The following is a 17,042-nucleotide window of genomic DNA, read 5'->3' as shown; positions in this document are numbered from 1 at the left end:
CCGGAAGCGTGCTTCCACGACGAGGACAACATGGCCGTAGCGGATCATGTCATCATCAAAAACATCATGCAGGACCTGGAGAAGCGCAAGCAACCGCTTGGCCAGATGATCCACGATCTGCATTATTTGCAGGACGCCATCGCCGAGCTACGTCAGCGTGCGTCCACCAGCGCCGAAGCGCGCCAGCGTATCGCCAAGCTCGAACGCGTTGCGGGCAGTGATATCGGCGAGCTGGCGCAACACATTAATGGAAATATTGAGCGTCTGCACACAAGCTTCAGTGCGCTCAAGGCATCGTTTACGCAAGGAGTGCGAACCACGCCGGCATCGCCGGCATCATTGAAAAGTAGAAAGGTCCCGATTAAGGGGCGGAAGTTCATTTAAATCATTACGAGGAAATTATTATGTCACAACAAGTCAATAACAACGCTGTTTCTGCCAACGCTCAGGTCTACGGCGCGGCCGCTACCAATGGCGACTATGCCGATTATCTGGATAAAAAGTCGAGCCAGGGCGATGCGGTATTCACCCCCTTCAAGAACATGTTCTTTGACTGGATGAATCTTATCCAGACGCAGATGCAGGATGTCTTCAACCAGATGGAAACGTCCAACGCCCGTGCGCGCGAATCGACCAGGATCGCCAATTTGGTGGACGCGGCGATCGCCAAGATCATCAAGGCTGATGGTACGGCTGACTTGCCGACGGAAGTGGTCGAGTACATGTACAACCACGGCATCACCGTCACCGTCGGTAGCGACGGCAAGCCGATGAACATCAAGGACTTCCTGGCGAGCATCGGGCACGAAAACGGTGCAGGCATAAGCAAGGGCGATCTGGACAGCATCAAGTCAGCGCTGACCGCCGATGCGTCGGCCGGTAGCGACAAGTCCTCGACGCTGCAGTTGCAGGGCCAGAAGATCATGCAGAACTGGAACCTGTGCATCAATGCGATCAGCAGCGGACAGCAGTCGCAAAACGAAGCCTTGAAGGGCGTTGTGCAGGGCGTTCGTTAATCGATCGAGTGCATCCCCAGGCTGTTGCGGTTTTCCGGGACAGCTTGGGGTGTTCGATTCGGTCCGGCATAAAGGGCATTTCTCCGTACGCGGAACACTCTGTTCTACAGGAGAATGTTCTACACGGCGCTGTCGTCGACGACGAAGCTTTTTAGCGCATGCGAACAGTGACTCGCACGAGCTTGCAAGGCGGTATGCCCCATGTCTGATGGCGAAACCACGTTTCACCGAGAGCAGGTAAATCTTATGAATGATGATATTGATGATATTGAAGTTATACGCGGTTTTTTTGCCGAGGGTGGCACCTTGCAGGCGCTGATGGATATCGATCCCAATCATCTCGATAAGCTTTATGCCTATGCAACGCAGTTGTTCGAGGCGGGGAACTATGTGGGAGCCAAGTGCTATTACGAGTTGCTGGTCCGCTTGAGCCATTGGCAGTTCGACTATTGGTTCGCGCTGGGCTTGACGTACCAGAAGCTCAGCGAGCATGGCGAAGCGGCCAGGTGTTTTGGCCGGGCCGGGGTATTGCGGCTAAGCGATCCACGTCCACCCTATCTGGCCGGCTTGAGCTACCAGTTGATGGGTCATGGCGAGGCGGCGGCCAAAGCGTTTTCGGCCTCCATGAAGTGGTGTTCGGACAAGCCGGAATATGCCGAGTTGAAGCGCGAGGTAGAAAATCATGCAAGCAGGAGCATCCAATGAATACAGTCTTTGATAAGAAAATTATTGATTTTACAAGTTCCCCGCTATCGGTCGGGGGATTCCAGGACGACAGCGATATTGAGCTGTCCCCGATAGGCGAAAAGCGGGTCCATGGCGCGCGCCTTCAGCAGGTTGAAGGGCGTGCCAAGCAGGAGCGCGACGGTCGCACCAAGACACAGGATTACCACGCACCCGCCAAGCCGCGTGAGTCCACGACGCTTCGCGCGGCGGAATACGCATTCGATCAGGTGGTGAGCACACTTGTTAGCTATGGTAGTAGAACTTTGGCGGCAAGCACCGCCAACAGTCCGGCGGTCACGGGCTCGGCAGGTGGCAAGGGTTACAGCCTGTCCAACTTCGAGAACATGACACCGGAAGCGATGAAGCTGGCGTTGACGCAGTTATGCGTAACGGGGCTGGGTGACGTCGTGAAGCTGAAGAGCGAGGCTATTAAAATTCGCGAAGAGGGTGCCCAGGCATTGCGTCTGCGCCAGAACGAAGATCTCCGCAAAGAAATCGACACGTCGATCCAGGATCAACAGAAGGCGCAGAAGGCTGGCATCTTCGCCGTGATCGTCGATTGGATCATCGCGGTGGCTGAAATCATCAGCGGTGTCGTCAAGATGGCCTTTGGCGATTTTGCCGGCGGCGCCGCGGATTTCACGGCGGGTTGCGCAGGCGTCGTCAAGGCATTTGGAGAGACCATGGCATTGGCAGACCCTGACAATGCTGAGAAGTGGAAAAAGCTCGCCGAGGACGCCGGCAAGGTTCAGCTTTCCTTCGAAATCTTGGGTGCTGCCGTCGATCTCTTTAGCGTTGGCAAGGCCGTGATGGTGGGCAAAAAGGTCGCCGAGGTGGCAGCCAAGAAAGTGGAAGAGGCGTCGACTTATGGTTGGGGCAAGATGATCGCGTATGCGGTGAAAATAGGTGAGGATATTAGCGGACCGGCTTTCCAAACCCTGCTCCAACAGTTCGGCAAAGACGTTACCGAAAAGGTAGTCAAGCAAGCGACCAAGGAACTCCAAGAAAGCTTCTTCAGCCAAGTGCTTCTGGCTTTTAACAAGGAGGAGATGGCGAAGCTGGTGACTAAGGCGGCCGAAAAGGTCGTCAAAAAAGCAGTAGAGTCCGGCGCCGAAGTGGCCGTCGAATCGCTGAGTAAGGAGATCGCCAAGCAGATCGCCCGGACGTTCGGTATGAATGCGATGAAGTTGGTGTATGAAAGTACCGGTAACCAAATCAAGGCCGCAGCTGGTGTGACTACAAACATTGTAAATACCGCCGCCATGGCGGACATCAACAAGCAGAGGGCAGAGCTACAGAAGCTGATCAAGGAGTTGATGGCCCAAGGCGACTTCATGCAATTCCTGCTCGATGAGTTCGAGAAAATGAAGAAGCGTCAACTGGAGAGCATGAAGGACTTGCTCGACAGCGCCGGCCAAGCACAGGCTGACGCCTCGAATCAGATACAGAAAACGGGCGCATTGCTTAGCAATATCGCTGCTCAAGTTGCCTAAGGCCATGTTTGGCAAAGAGCCGTTCCGGCGAGGCGCCCGGTTAATCCGAGGCGCTTCGCGGGAGGGCGATGACAGATGTCATTAGGCCACCACGTAAACACATTCACTTTTTACTAGGAAACACATATATGAATACTTCTATCACCAGCAGCGATCGCTCCAACACGGGCACCACGGAGAGCGTCGACCGTACCTATGCGGCATCGTCGAGCAGCGCTTCTACGCAGGGCGTGGACGCCTTCGCTTTGATCAATGATCTCGCGATCAAGATGGCCGCGCTTTTTCGCGAGTTGCGCGACACGCAGCGTCAGTACAACGAAAATCAGCAGAAAAATAGCTACGAGATCGCATTGACTTCGTACGACACCAAAATGACCGGTATCGAAAAGGACTACGAGGCTGGCATGAAGAGTGCTAACGGCGAGCTCACGGCAGGCCTTATCGGGACTTTTTTGAGTGTGTTCGGTTTGAAGACAGGCAACACGCTCTGGGGCCAACTTGGCAACGCCTCTGGTGAAGCGGTTAAGAGCGGCTTTGATCGGGATGCCAAGAAGCTGTCCAGGGAAGGCCAGGAGCTGTCTAGCCTGGCCGATTTCCAGCGCAGTCTTGCTGATGGCGCAGAAAAGCGTTCGGACCAAACGCTGGAGATGGCCCGTCAGGCATCGTCCGACCTCAAGCAGATGCTGGAAATGGTTGCGCAAATTCACGATAAATTGACCAGCGCGTTGCATCGCTGACGGAGACGCTCTTGGACGCCGTAACCCGTTATCTGCAGGCCGCCGGATTCGATCCCAAGCCCGAACGGTTCCTAGGTAGCGATTTTCTGCTAGGCCAGACGATCGTCACCGAGCGCTTTTCGCTGACCTACCGGCAGGAAGAGGAGCGGCTGGTATTGTGCGACTTCGCCACACGCTCGGAGGATGGTCAGGCGGTGAGTTCGATGCTAGCGCTGATCAAGCGACTGCTCAAAAGTGTGCCTGCGGTACGGGTTGTGGAAGCTCTGATCCTGCCTGCTTCCAGGCAGCCCGAGCTTGATCGGACGCGGCGCCGGCTGGCCGAGTTGTTTGTGGCCGAAGGCGCCAAGCCCGTGGAAATAGACGGGCAGCCGTGGCTGCGCTATAGCCGCCGTTGAGTGGGAGAGTGATGTGATTGGAGGCACCGAGCGGCTCGAATGGAATGCATTGTGTGATGCGGATTTCGAGAGCTATTACACATTGTACGCCGACCCTCGCGTGGCGCTCCCTACCGGTTTGCAGCCGCTTGGTGAGCGTGGAGCGGCGCGTAAATGGTTCGAGCAGACCCGTGATCTGCCTGCCGAACAAGGTCGCATTCTCGCGTTGCGTCCACAGGGAAAGCGAACACTGATCGGGGTCCTGCGTCTTACGGAATGGGATCACCTGGCTCAGCACGTAACCTTAGGTTACGCGCTGACGCCAGCTTGCTGGGGGCAGGGTTTCATGTACGAATGTCTGGCTGCGGTGTTGCCAGACGTATTCGCGGGTGCCATGACCGAACCTGTGCGCCGGGTCCAGGCGTGGGTGTTGGTCGACAATAGGCGTTCTAGCGGCTTGCTGCAAAAACTTGGCTTTCGCCATGAGGGGACGCTGCGCGAATTGTTTCATCACGAGGGCAGGCATTGTGATGTGCAGTGCTATGGACTGCTCCGCTCGGACAACGCACGCTTGCGTGCTATCGCCGCACCACGCGTGGATGAGTTACAGACGGCGCTTGCTTGTTGAGATCCTTAATTTCTTTAAGTTAGGGCCATTGACCTTCAGAGAACTAAACTAACCGTGACATGATCTTTAACATATGGAAGGCATCACTCGTTTTAAGTTTCACCCGCAAACCGATGCGTTAACCTCGCAGGAACACGCCGTATCGCAGGAAACGATACAGGGCCACGATCGGAAGGCCGTCAAGGGTCCAGCCCTGGTCAAGGACCGTGCGCGGGTGACGGCCCAACGGGGTTCCGTGGTCACGGTACAAGACGATGCGACCGTATGGGCTAATCCAGGCGCAACGGTGAATGCCTTTGGTAGGTCCACCGTACACGCGCATCGCGATGCGACGGTTAATGCGCAGGGTGAGTCCACCGTCATGGTGTATCGGCATTCACACGTCACGGTGGGTGCGCGCGCTACTGCGATGTTCAAAGAAGACGATACGCAACTTCACGCGGCGGAAGGCGCTGTCGTGCACTTGCCCGATGGCGCCGTGGTGGCCGTCACCGGCGATACGGACTTAACGCTAAAGAACGGGATGCTGACGGTGGACGGCGGTTCGGTTCGGGTGGTCAAGCCAGGCGAAGGCATGACGATGATCCGCACGGTTAGCCCCTCTCCCGGACACCATGCGGCGTTTCCTGTCTATAACAAAGAGGTGCAACGACCGAACCTGCCGTTTGGTAAAAGCGTGCCGTATCTGTCTAAAAAGAACGCGTACCCGCCAGCTAGCCTAAACTGCGTCGCCACCTTTCCCGCACCAGCCGGCGCGCCGGAGATAGACATCGCATGCCGCCACTTATCGGCCCAATATCTCTACGACTGCTTGCATGATGAAGCCGGCAAAGTCGACTTAAACCCTTTCGAATCGGTCGAACAAATCGCTCAGCATGTGTCCGAAAACGGGACCGAAGCCGATTATAAAACGATGCGGCGCGATGCCCAGGAAGCGCATCTGATCAAGACTGATCATTTGGGTAAGTTGCTGATTGATCAATTCGAAAAGATCGAAGGCGAGTCTCCGAGTGGCGCGGGTGTGCGTGGTCTGCTAGTCGAATCGATCGAGCATACGATGGCCATTCGGCTGCGTGTGAAACCGCATCCGCAGGACGCCAACAAAAAAATCTATGTCGTCACGTTTTATGATTCCAACATGACGGACGCCACCGTACGCTGCGAGGTGGATGACTTAAGCAAGTTAAACGGCCAGACCTTACGGCAATATATCGATGGGGATGGTCAACATGATTCGTACTACTCATCCTATTTTAGGAACGATGAGGATTGTGCGTTAGTGTATGTGTGCAGCCCTCAGGCCACTCAGCAACCGCCGTTGCAAACAAGCCAAGGCAGGGCATTGACCAGTCGCTGTGAAGGACTTTCGCCAGCGGTGATGTGGCAGCTGCTGGATGGCAACTTTTCGGTGGATCTGGCCGGCCTGTCTGAGGACTTCGCTAAGTTAGATGTGGAAACACAAATAACACTGCTCGCTGCAAAAGGTCCGGATGATACACCGGGACTCTTCATGGCCTTGCAAGAGGGCCATACCGAGACGATCCGCGCCTACGGGGAACTACTCAAGCAATTATCCGAGCAAGCCCGAGTCCAGTACCTCGCCATGCTGCTTGAGGAAAAAGATGCGAGCGGTACGCCAGGGCTTTTCATGGCCTTGCAAAGGGGGCATGCCGAGGCGATCCGTGCTTACCGAGAGCTGCTCGAACAACTACCCGAGAAAGACCGAGTTCAGTACCTCGCCGCGCTGCTTGAAGCAAAAGATGCGGACGGTACGCCAGGGCTTTTCATGGCCTTGCAAAGGGGGCATGCCGAGGCGATCCGTGCTTACCGAGAGCTGCTCGAGCAACTACCCGAGAAAGACCGAGTTCAGTACCTCGCCGCGCTGCTTGAAGCAAAAGATGCGGACGGTACGCCAGGGCTTTATATGGCCTTGCAAGAGGGTCATGCCGAGGCGATCCGCGCCTACGGGGAACTCCTCAAGCAATTATCCGAGCAAGTCCGAGTCCAGTACCTCGCCACGCTGCTTGAGGCAAAAGATCTGGACGGTACGCCAGGGCTTTATATGGCCTTGCAAGAGGGTCATGCCGAGGCGATCGGCGCCTACGAGGAACTCCTCAAGCAATTACCCAAGGAAGCCCGAATTCAGTCTCTTGTCACGCTGCTTGAAGCAAAAGCTGCGGATGGTACACCGGGGCTTTATGTTGCTTTGCTAGATGGTCATGTTGAGGCGATTCACGCCTATGGGGAACTCCTCAAGCAACTGCCCGAGGGAGACCGAGTTCAGTTCCTTCCCATGCTGTTTGAAGCAAAAAAAGCGAACGGTACACCGGGGCTTTTCATGGCCTTGCAAGAGGGTCATACGGAGGCGATCCGCGCCTATGGAGAGCTGCTCAAGCAATTACCCGAGGAAGCTCGAGTCCAGTACCTCGCCACGCTGCTTGAAGCAAAAAATGCGGACGGTACGCCAGGGCTTTTCATGGCCTTGCAAGATGGTCATGCGGAGGCGATCCGCTCCTACGGGGAACTCCTCGAGCAATTACCCAAGGAAGCCCGAGACCAATTCCTCGTCACGCTGCTTGAGGCAAAAGATCTGGACGGTACGCCAGGGCTTTTCATGGCCTTGCAAGATGGTCATGCGGAGGCGATCCGCTCCTACGGGGAACTCCTCGAGCAATTACCCAAGGAAGCCCGAGACCAATTCCTCGTCACGCTGCTTGAGGCAAAAGATCTGGACGGTACGCCAGGGCTTCTTATAGCCTTGGAAGAAGGCCATGCCGAAGCGATCGGCGCCTACGGGGAACTCCTCAAGCAACTACCCGAACAAGCCCGAGACCAGTACCTCGTCACGCTGCTTGAAGCAAAAGATGCGAACGGTAAACCAGGGCTTTACGTGGCTTTGGAAAACGGCCATGCCGAGGCGATCCGCGCATACGCGAAGCTACTCAAGCAACTACCCGTGGAGGCCCAAGCGCCGTTCCTTGTCGCGCTGGTTGAAGTAAAAGATGCCACCGGTATGACGGGGCTTCAGGTGGCCTCGCTGGAGGGTCATGTCGAGGCAATTCAGGCCTACTCAGGCATTACTCAAGGAATTACCTGATTAGTGTCGAATTTCAGCCAAGCGATTTACTTCACATCCGTTGCCCCGTCGAAAGCCGGGGCCCAGCGACTTTTAAAGCCCAAGACACTGAGTGGTTCGCTTCGCTCACCCCTTCGGACGTTCTTCGCGCTGAGCACTCCGTCCGGCCTTCGCCGGGACGACGAACTAAACATTCAGCGGCACTCGCCAACGCACCTGGCTGAGATTTGACACTGATTAGGAGGAATTAAGGCTCAATGGCACGAACTAAAGCGCCCCTTAAGTTTCTGGGGATGGCACGCTCCACCCAGGCATCCATAAACTAACCGTGGAATGAACCCATGACATGAACATAAATCCCTTTAATCTTTCCCCGCCCAGCGATTCATTGAACTCGCAGGAACACGCCGTATCGCAGGAAACGATACAGGGCCACGATCGGAAGGCCGTCAAGGGTCCAGCCCTGGTCAAGGACCGTGCGCGGGTGACGGCCCAACGGGGTTCCGTGGTCACGGTACAAGACGATGCGACCGTATGGGCTAATCCAGGCGCAACGGTGAATGCCTTTGGTAGGTCCACCGTACACGCGCATCGCGATGCGACGGTTAATGCGCAGGGTGAGTCCACCGTCATGGTGTATCGGCATTCACACGTCACGGTGGGTGCGCGCGCTACTGCGATGTTCAAAGAAGACGATACGCAACTTCACGCGGCGGAAGGCGCTGTCGTGCACTTGCCCGATGGCGCCGTGGTGGCCGTCACCGGCGATACGGACTTAACGCTAAAGAACGGGATGCTGACGGTGGACGGCGGTTCGGTTCGGGTGGTCAAGCCAGGCGAAGGCATGACGATGATCCGCACGGTTAGCCCCTCTCCCGGGCACCATGCGGCGTTCCCTGTCTATAACGATGAGGTGCAACGACCGGACCTGCCGTTTGATAAAAGCGTGCCGTATCTGTCTAAAAAGAACGCGTACCCGCCAGCTAGCCTAAACTGCGTCGCCACCTTTCCCGCGCCAGCCGGCGTGCCGCAGAGCAAGATCGCATGCTGCAACTTAGCGGTCCAATATGCCTACGACTGCTTGCATGATGAAACTGAAACCGGCAAGGTCGACTTAAACCTTTTCGAATCGATCGAACAAATCGCTCAACATGTGTCCGAAAACGGGACCGTAGCCGATTATGACAATATGCGGCGCAATGCCCAGGAAGCGCACCTGATCAAGACCGATCATTTGGGTGGCTTTCTGGCGGCGCAATTTAAGAAAATCGAAGAGGAGTCTCAGAACGGCATAGGAGTGCGTGGCCTGCTAGTCGAGTCGAGCAACCATTCGATGGCCATTCGATTGCGTGTGAAACCGCATCCGCAGGACGCCAACAAAAAAATCTATGTCGTCAAGTTTTATGATCCCAACATGACGAACACCACTGTACGCTGCGAGGTGGATGACTTAAGCAAGTTAAACGGCCAGACCTTACGGCAATATATCGATGGGGATGGTCAACATGATTCGTACTACTCATCCTATTTTAGGAACGATGAGGATTGTGCGTTAGTGCACGTGTGCAGCCCTCAGGCTGCTCAGCAACCGCCGTTGCAAACAAGCCAAGGCAGGGCATTGACCAGCCGCTGTGAAGGACTTTCGCCAGCGGTGATGTGGCACCTGCTGAGTGGCAACTTCTCGGTGGATCTGGCCGGCCTGTCTGAGGACTTCGCTAAGTTAGATGTGGAAACACAAGTAAGGCTACTCGCTGCAAAAGATGCGAAAGGTACATCGGTGCTTTTCATTGCCTTGCAAGATGGCCATACCGAGACGATCCGCGCCTATAGGGAACTACTGAAGCAACTACCCGAGGAAGCCCGAGCAAAGTTCCTCGTCACGTTGCTTGCAGCAAAAGGTGCGAACGGCACACTGGGGCTTTATGTTGCCTTGCAAAACGGTCATGCCGAGGCGATCTGTGCCTACGGGGAGCTACTGAAGCAACTACCTGAGGAAGCCCGAGCTCAGTTCCTCGCCACGTTGCTTGCAGCAAAAGGTGCGAACGGCAGACTGGGGCTTTTCATGGCCTTGCAAGAGGGTCATGCCGAGGCGATCCGTGCCTACGGGGAGCTACTGAAGCAACTACCCGAGCAAGCCCAAGCCAAGTTCCTCGTTACGCTGCTTGCAGCAAAAGATGCGGACGGCACACCGGGGCTTTTCATGGCCTTGCAAAACGGTCATGCCGAGGCGATCCGTGCCTACGGGGAGCTGCTCAAGCAATTACCCGAGGAAGCTCGAGCCAAGCTTCTCGTCACGCTGCTTGAAGCAAAAGGTGCGAACGGCACACCGGGACTTTTCGTGGCCTTGCAAGAGGGTCATGCCGAGGCGATCCGTGCCTACGGGGAACTCCTCAAGCAATTACCCGAGGAAGCCCGAGCCAAGCCTCTCGTCACGTTGCTTGAAGCAAAAGATGCGAACGACACACCGGGACTTTTCGTGGCCTTGCAAGAGGGCCATGCCGAGGCGATCCGTGCCTACGGGGAACTCCTCAAGCAATTACCCAAGGAAGTCCAGGTCTGGAACTTCTTCAAGCTGCTTGCAGCAAAAGATGCGGACGATACACCGGGGCTTTTCATGGCACTGCAAGAGGGCCGTGCGGAGGCGATCCGTGCCTACGGGGAATTACTCAAGCAACTACCCAAGGAAGCCCAAGCCCGGTTCCTCGCCACGCTGCTTGAAGCAAAAGATGCGGACGGCGAATCGGGGCTTTCCATAGCCTTGGAAGAGGGCCATACCGAGGCGATCCAGGCATATGAGGCCTTACTCAAGGAGTTGATGCCTGCAACGCTATCTGCCTGAGTTCTACTACTGCTTCAGCCGTCGCTTTGATCTGGTTGGGTTGATGCCATGGCTCATTGTCGCTGCGGCGAATACGCCATTTCTGCACTGCCACCTCGCAACCTTAGATGCGTGATATGGGGAATCAGGAAGATATTTAATCCAAGAACTAAACTAACCGTGACATGAATCTATGAAAGGCATCAATCTCTTTAAGTTTCCCCCGCAAACCGATGCGTTAACCGCGCGGGAAGACACCGTGCCTCAGGAGACGGTAGAGGGTCACGATTGGAAGGTCGTCAGGGGTCCAGCCCTCGTCACGGACCACGCCGAAGTTCTGGCCCTTCGGGGTGCCGCAGTCACGGCGAAAGACAATGCAACCGTGTCGGCCTATCTAGGCTCAACGGTAAATGCCTTCGATAAGGCCATCGTACACGCGCATTGCTATTCGACGGTTAATGCGCAGGGTGAGTCCACCGTCATGGTGCATACGGATTCGCACGTGACAGTGGGTGTGCATGCCACCGCGGTGCTCGAAAAAGACGGTACGCAACTTCACGCGGAGGAAGGCGCTGCCGTGCACTTGCCCGATGGCGCCGTGGTGGCCGTCACCGGCGATACGGACTTAACACTAAAGAACGGGACGCTGACGGTAAACGGCGGTTCGGTTCGGGTGGCCAAGCCAGGCGAAGGCACGACGATGATCCGCACGGTTAGCCCCTCTCCCGGACACCATGCGGCGTTCCCTGTCTATAACGATGAGGTGCAAAGACCGGACCTGCCGTTTGATAAAAGCGTGCCGTATCTGTCTAAAAAGAACGCGTACCCGCCAGCAAACCTAAACTGCAAGGCCAGCTTTCCCGCACCAGCCGGCGCGCCGCGGAGAGACATAGCATGCCGCCACTTGGCGGCCCAATATCTCTACGACTGCTTGCATGATGACGCCGGCAAAGTCGACTTAAACCATTTCGAATCGGTCGAACAAATCGCTCAGCATGTGTCCGAAAACGGGACCCAGGCCGATTATGAAAATATGCTGCGCGATGCCCAAGAAGCGCACCTGATCAAGACCGATCATTTGGGTAAGTTGCTGATGGAGCAATTCGAAAAGATCGAAACCGAAAACGCGTCGTCGGCAGGCATCGGTGTTCGAGGTCTTCTGCTCGAGTCGACCAACCATTCGATGGCCATTCGACTGCGGGTGAAACAGGATCGGGATGACCCCAACAAAAAAATCTATGTCGTCAAGTTTTATGATCCCAACTGTACGGATGCCACCGTACGCTGCGAGGTCGATGACTTAAGCAAGTTAAACGGCCAAACCTTACGGCAATATATCGATGGGGATGGTCAGCATAATCCGTGCTACCAGCGTTATTTTAACAACGAGGACTGTGTGAGTGTGCACGTGTGCAGCCATCAGGCCACTGACCAATCGCCGTTGCAAACAAGCCAAGGGAAGGTGTTGACCAATCGCTGTGAAAGGCTCTCGCCAGCGGTGATGTGGCACCTTCTAAACAGGAACTTTTCGGCGGATCTGGCCGGCCTGTCTGAGGATTTCGCTAAGTTAGATGTGGCAACGCAAGTAAGGCTACTCGCTGCAAAAGCTGCGAACGGGGTGCCGGGGCTTTTCATGGCCTTGCAAAACGGCCATGCCGAGGCAATCCGCGCCTACGGGGAACTCCTGAAGCAATTACCCGAGGAAGCCCGAGCCCAGGTCCTCGCCAGGCTGCTTGAAGCAAAAGATGTGAAGGGTACACCGGGGCTTTTCATAGCCTTGCTAAACGGCCATGCCGAGGCGATCGGCGCCTATGGGGAGCTACTGAAGCAATTACCCGAGGAAGTTCGAACCCGGCTCCTCGCCAGGCTGCTTGAAGCAAAAGCTGCGAACGGGGTGCCGGGGCTTTTCATGGCTTTGCAAAACGGCCATGTCAAGGCAATCCGCGCCTACAGGGAACTCCTGAAGCAATTACCCGAGGAAGCCCGAACCCGGCTCCTCGTTACGCTGCTTGAAGCAAAAGATACGAAGGGTACACCGGGGCTTTTCATAGCCTTGTTAAACGGCCATGCCGAGGCGATCGGCGCCTATGGGGAGCTACTGAAGCAATTACCCGAGGAAGTTCGAGCCCAGGTCCTCGCCAGGCTGCTTGAAGCAAAAGATGCGAACGGTACACCGGGGCTTCTTATAGCCTTGCTAAACGGTCATGCCGAGGCGATCGGCGCCTACGGGGAGCTACTGAAGCAATTACCCGAGGAAGTTCGAACCCGGCTCCTCGCCAGGCTGCTTGAAGCAAAAGCTGCGAACGGGGTGCCGGGGCTTTTCATGGCCTTGCAAAACGGCCATGCCGAGGCAATCCGCGCCTACGGGGAACTCCTGAAGCAATTACCCGAGGAAGCCCGAGCCCAGGTCCTCGCCAGGCTGCTTGAAGCAAAAGATGCGAAGGGTACGCCGGGGCTTTTCATAGCCTTGCTAAACGGCCATGCCGAGGCGATCGGCGCCTATGGGGAGCTACTGAAGCAATTACCCGAGGAAGTTCGAACCCGGCTCCTCGCCAGGCTGCTTGAAGCAAAAGCTGCGAACGGGGTGCCGGGGCTTTTCATGACTTTGCAAAACGGCCATGTCAAGGCAATCCGCGCCTACAGGGAACTCCTGAAGCAATTACCCGAGGAAGCCCGAACCCGGCTCCTCGTTACGCTGCTTGAAGCAAAAGATACGAAGGGTACACCGGGGCTTTTCATAGCCTTGTTAAACGGCCATGCCGAGGCGATCGGCGCCTATGGGGAGCTACTGAAGCAATTACCCGAGGAAGTTCGAGCCCAGGTCCTCGCCAGGCTGCTTGAAGCAAAAGATGCGAACGGTACACCGGGGCTTCTTATAGCCTTGCTAAACGGTCATGCCGAGGCGATCGGCGCCTACGGGGAGCTACTGAAGCAATTACCCGAGGAAGTTCGAACCCGGCTCCTCGCCAGGCTGCTTGAAGCAAAAGCTGCGAACGGGGTGCCGGGGCTTTTCATGGCTTTGCAAAACGGCCATGTCAAGGCAATCCGCGCCTACGGGGAACTCCTGAAGCAATTACCCGAGGAAGCCCGAGCCCAGGTCCTCGCCAGGCTGCTTGAAGCAAAAGATGCGAAGGGTACGCCGGGGCTTTTCATAGCCTTGCTAAACGGCCATGCCGAGGCGATCGGCGCCTATGGGGAACTGCTCAAGCAATTACCCGAGGAAGTTCGAACCCGGCTCCTCGCCAGGCTGCTTGAAGCAAAAGCTGCGAACGGGGTGCCGGGGCTTTTCATGGCCTTGCAAAACGGTCATGTCAAGGCGATCGGCGCCTACAGGGAACTCCTGAAGCAATTACCCGAGGAAGCCCGAACCCGGCTCCTCGTTACGCTGCTTGAAGCAAAAGATACGAAGGGTACACCTGGGCTTTTTATGGTTCTTCCGCAGAATTTGTGGGATGCCTTGCAGGGTTCCGGCAAGTGAAGGGAAGCGTCAGCCGATAAAAGGAGCGCATTGGATGCGTGATATGGGGAATCAGGAAGATATTTAATCCAAGAACTAAACTAACCGTGACATGAATCTATGAAAGGCATCAATCTCTTTAAGTTTCCCCCGCAAACCGATGCGTTAATCGCGCGGGAAGACACCGTGCCTCAGGAGACGGTAGAGGGTCACGATCGGAAGGTCGTCAGGGGTCCAGCCCTCGTCACGGACCACGCCGAGGTTATGGCCTTTCGGGGTGCCGCAGTCACGGCGAAAGGCAATGCGACCGTGTGGGCCCATGCAGACACAACGGTAAATGCCTTCGATAAGGCCGTCGTACACGCGCATTGTTATTCGACGGTTAATGCGCAGGGCGAGTCCACTGTCATAGTGCGTACGGATTCGCACGTGACAGTGGGTGCGCATGCCACCGCGGTGCTCGAAAAAGACGGTACGCAACTTCACGCGGAGGAAGGCGCTGTCGTGCACTTGCCGGATGGTACCGTGGTGGCGGTCACCGGCGATACGGACTTAACGCTAAAGAACGGAACGCTGACGGTAAACGGCGGTTCGGTTCGGGTGGTCAAGCCAGGCGAAGGCACGACGATGATCCGCACGGTTAGCCCCTCTCCTGGACACCATGCGGCGTTCCCTGTCTATAACTTTTTTGTGAAACGAGCGGACCTGCCGTTTGATAAAAGCATGCCGTATCTGTCTAAAATAAACGCGTACCCGCCAGCGAGTCTAAACGGCGTCGCCACCTTTCCCACACCAGCCGACTCACCGTTGGAAGTCATCGCATGCCGCCACTTGGCGGCCCAATATCTCTACGACTGCTTGCATGATGACGCCGGCAAAGTCGACTTAGACCATTTCGAATCGGTCGAACAAATCGCTCAGCATGTGTCCGAAAACGGGACCCAAGCCGATTATGAAAATATGCGGCGCGATGCCCAAGAAGCGCATCTGATCAAGACCGATCATTTGGGTAAGTTGCTGATGGAGCAATTCGAAAAGATCGAAACCGAAAACGCGTCGTCGGCAGGCATCGGTGTTCGAGGTCTTCTGCTCGAGTCGACCAACCATTCGATGGCCATTCGACTGCGGGTGAAACAGGATCGGGATGACCCCAACAAAAAAATCTATGTCGTCAAGTTTTATGATCCCAACATGACGGACACCACCGTACGCTGCGAGGTCGATGACTTAAGCAAGTTGAACGGCCAGACCTTACGGCAATATATCGATGGGGATGGTCAACATGATCCGTACTACCAGCACTATTTTAGTAGCAACGAGGACTGCGTGATGGTGCATGTGTGCAGCCATCAAGCCACTGAGCAACCGCCGTTGCAAACAAGCCAAGGCAAGGTATTGACCAGCCGCTGTGAAGGACTTTCGCCAGCGGTGATGTGGCATCTGCTGCGCGACAACTGCTCGGTGGATCTGGCCGGCCTGTCCGCGGACTTCGCCAATTTAGATGTGGAAACGCAAGTAAGGCTACTCACTGCAAAAGATATGAATGGTACGCCGGGGTTTTATATGGCCTTGCAAAACGGTCATGCCGAGGCGATCCGTGCCTATGGGGAACTCCTCAAGCAATTACCCGAGGAAGTCTCAGCCAAGCCTATCGTTACGCCAGCCAAGCCTATCGTCACGCCAGTCAAGCTTATCGTCACGCCAGTCAAGCTTATCGTCACGCCAACCAAGCCTATCGTCACGCTGCTTGAAGCAAAAATTGCGAATGGCACATCGGGGCTTTATATTGCCTTGCAAAACGGTCATGCTGAGGCGATTCGTGCCTACGGGGAACTACTCAAGCAAGTCGGGAACGTGAGCCTCGTCAAGTTGCTTGAAGCAAAAAGTGCGGACGGTACATCGGGGCTTTTCATGGCCTTGCATGCTGGCCATGCCGAGGCGATCCGTGCCTACGGAGAACTCCTCAAGCAACTACCCAAGGGAGCCCGGGACAGGTCCCTCTTCAAGCTGCTTGACGCAATAGGTGCGGACGGCACGACGGGGCTTTATGCTGCCTTGCAAAACGGTCATGCCGAGGCGATCCGTGCCTACGGGGAGCTACTGGAGCAACTACCCAAGGAAGCCCGAGCCAAGCTTCTGGTCAAGCGGCTAAATGCAAACGGTGTGTCAGGGCTTCAAGTGGCCTTGCAAAACGGCCATGCCGAGGCAATTCGTGCCTACGGGGAGCTACTCAAGCAATTACCCGAGGAAGCCCAAGCCCAGGTCCTTGTCACGCTGCTTGAAGCAAAAGATGTGGACGGTACATCGGGGCTTTCCGTAGCCTTGGAAGAGGGCCATACCGAGGCGATCCAGGCATATGAGGCCTTACTCAAGGAGTTGATGTCTGCAATGCTATCTGCCTGAGTTCTACTACTGCTTCAGCCGTCGCTTTGATCTGGTTGGGTTGATGCCATGGCTCATTGTCGCTGCGGCGAATACGCCATTTCTGCACTGCCTCGCAACCTTAGATGCAATGGCACTAACTTAAGCGCCCTTTAAGTTCCTGGGAAAGTCCTGTCTCGCCGTTATTCCCGTTTTCGCGCACGACTATTCAGGAAAGGTCGAATGTCTGAAGCGGGCAAGTCTTGCGAAGCGATCCGCGTAGGTTGGGGTGCAAACCCCAACATTGCCATGCGTACATGCATCCCGATGTTGGGGTTTGCACCCCAACCTACGCG

11 protein-coding genes and 1 pseudogene are annotated in these 17,042 nt (G+C 55.9%); all 12 read left to right on the top strand.

What is annotated here, in order from left to right; genetic code table 11:
• Window positions 1–30: 30 nt before the first annotated feature.
• Window positions 31–384 carry a hypothetical protein gene (locus EO087_RS10295; RefSeq protein ID WP_128898790.1) on the top strand — a complete coding sequence of 118 codons (354 nt, stop codon included), beginning with the start codon at window positions 31–33 and terminating at the stop codon, window positions 382–384.
• A 20-nt stretch (window positions 385–404) separates the two neighbouring features.
• The gene (locus EO087_RS10290; protein WP_128898789.1) at window positions 405–1,016 is read left to right on the top strand and encodes a secretion protein EspA; all 612 of its coding nucleotides are present in this window, start codon (window positions 405–407) and stop codon (window positions 1,014–1,016) included.
• A gap of 201 nt (window positions 1,017–1,217) precedes the next feature.
• A complete protein-coding gene (locus EO087_RS10285; RefSeq protein WP_205744346.1) occupies window positions 1,218–1,721 on the top strand; it encodes a SycD/LcrH family type III secretion system chaperone in 504 nt (167 codons plus the stop codon).
• On the top strand, window positions 1,718–3,235 hold the full coding sequence (gene sctE / locus EO087_RS10280) for a type III secretion system translocon subunit SctE (protein ID WP_128898788.1): 1,518 nt from the start codon (window positions 1,718–1,720) through the stop codon (window positions 3,233–3,235). The genes EO087_RS10285 and sctE overlap by 4 nt, the downstream gene beginning before the upstream one ends.
• A gap of 128 nt (window positions 3,236–3,363) precedes the next feature.
• Window positions 3,364–3,972: a hypothetical protein gene (locus EO087_RS10275; protein WP_128898787.1), complete on the top strand. Its 609-nt coding sequence runs from the start codon at window positions 3,364–3,366 to the stop codon at window positions 3,970–3,972.
• Window positions 3,973–3,983: 11 nt separating this feature from the next.
• A complete protein-coding gene (locus EO087_RS10270) occupies window positions 3,984–4,367 on the top strand; it encodes a type III secretion protein (protein WP_128898786.1) in 384 nt (127 codons plus the stop codon).
• 13 nt (window positions 4,368–4,380) lie between these two features.
• A complete protein-coding gene (locus tag EO087_RS10265) occupies window positions 4,381–4,974 on the top strand; it encodes a GNAT family protein (protein WP_164931816.1) in 594 nt (197 codons plus the stop codon).
• Between the two features lie 73 nt (window positions 4,975–5,047).
• Complete coding sequence (locus EO087_RS10260; RefSeq protein ID WP_128898784.1) at window positions 5,048–8,071, top strand: ShET2/EspL2 family type III secretion system effector toxin; 3,024 nt, start codon at window positions 5,048–5,050, stop codon at window positions 8,069–8,071.
• 325 nt (window positions 8,072–8,396) lie between these two features.
• Entirely contained in the window at window positions 8,397–10,889 is a 2,493-nt protein-coding gene (locus EO087_RS10255) for a ShET2/EspL2 family type III secretion system effector toxin (RefSeq protein ID WP_128898783.1), read from the top strand.
• A pseudogene (locus tag EO087_RS16765) lies at window positions 10,873–11,004 on the top strand (IS1595 family transposase); the annotation flags it as partial. The gene EO087_RS10255 and the pseudogene EO087_RS16765, both read left to right, overlap by 17 nt.
• A gap of 246 nt (window positions 11,005–11,250) precedes the next feature.
• Entirely contained in the window at window positions 11,251–14,346 is a 3,096-nt protein-coding gene (locus tag EO087_RS10250) for a ShET2/EspL2 family type III secretion system effector toxin (RefSeq protein ID WP_128898782.1), read from the top strand.
• 99 nt (window positions 14,347–14,445) lie between these two features.
• Window positions 14,446–16,728 carry a ShET2/EspL2 family type III secretion system effector toxin gene (locus tag EO087_RS10245; RefSeq protein WP_128898781.1) on the top strand — a complete coding sequence of 761 codons (2,283 nt, stop codon included), beginning with the start codon at window positions 14,446–14,448 and terminating at the stop codon, window positions 16,726–16,728.
• Window positions 16,729–17,042: the final 314 nt, after the last annotated feature.

The sequence above is a fragment of the Dyella sp. M7H15-1 genome (assembly GCF_004114615.1).
Classification (GTDB): Bacteria; Pseudomonadota; Gammaproteobacteria; order Xanthomonadales; family Rhodanobacteraceae; genus Dyella_B.
The sequence above is the reverse complement of the archived record's forward strand: the minus strand, read 5'-3'. Positions and strand labels throughout refer to the sequence as shown.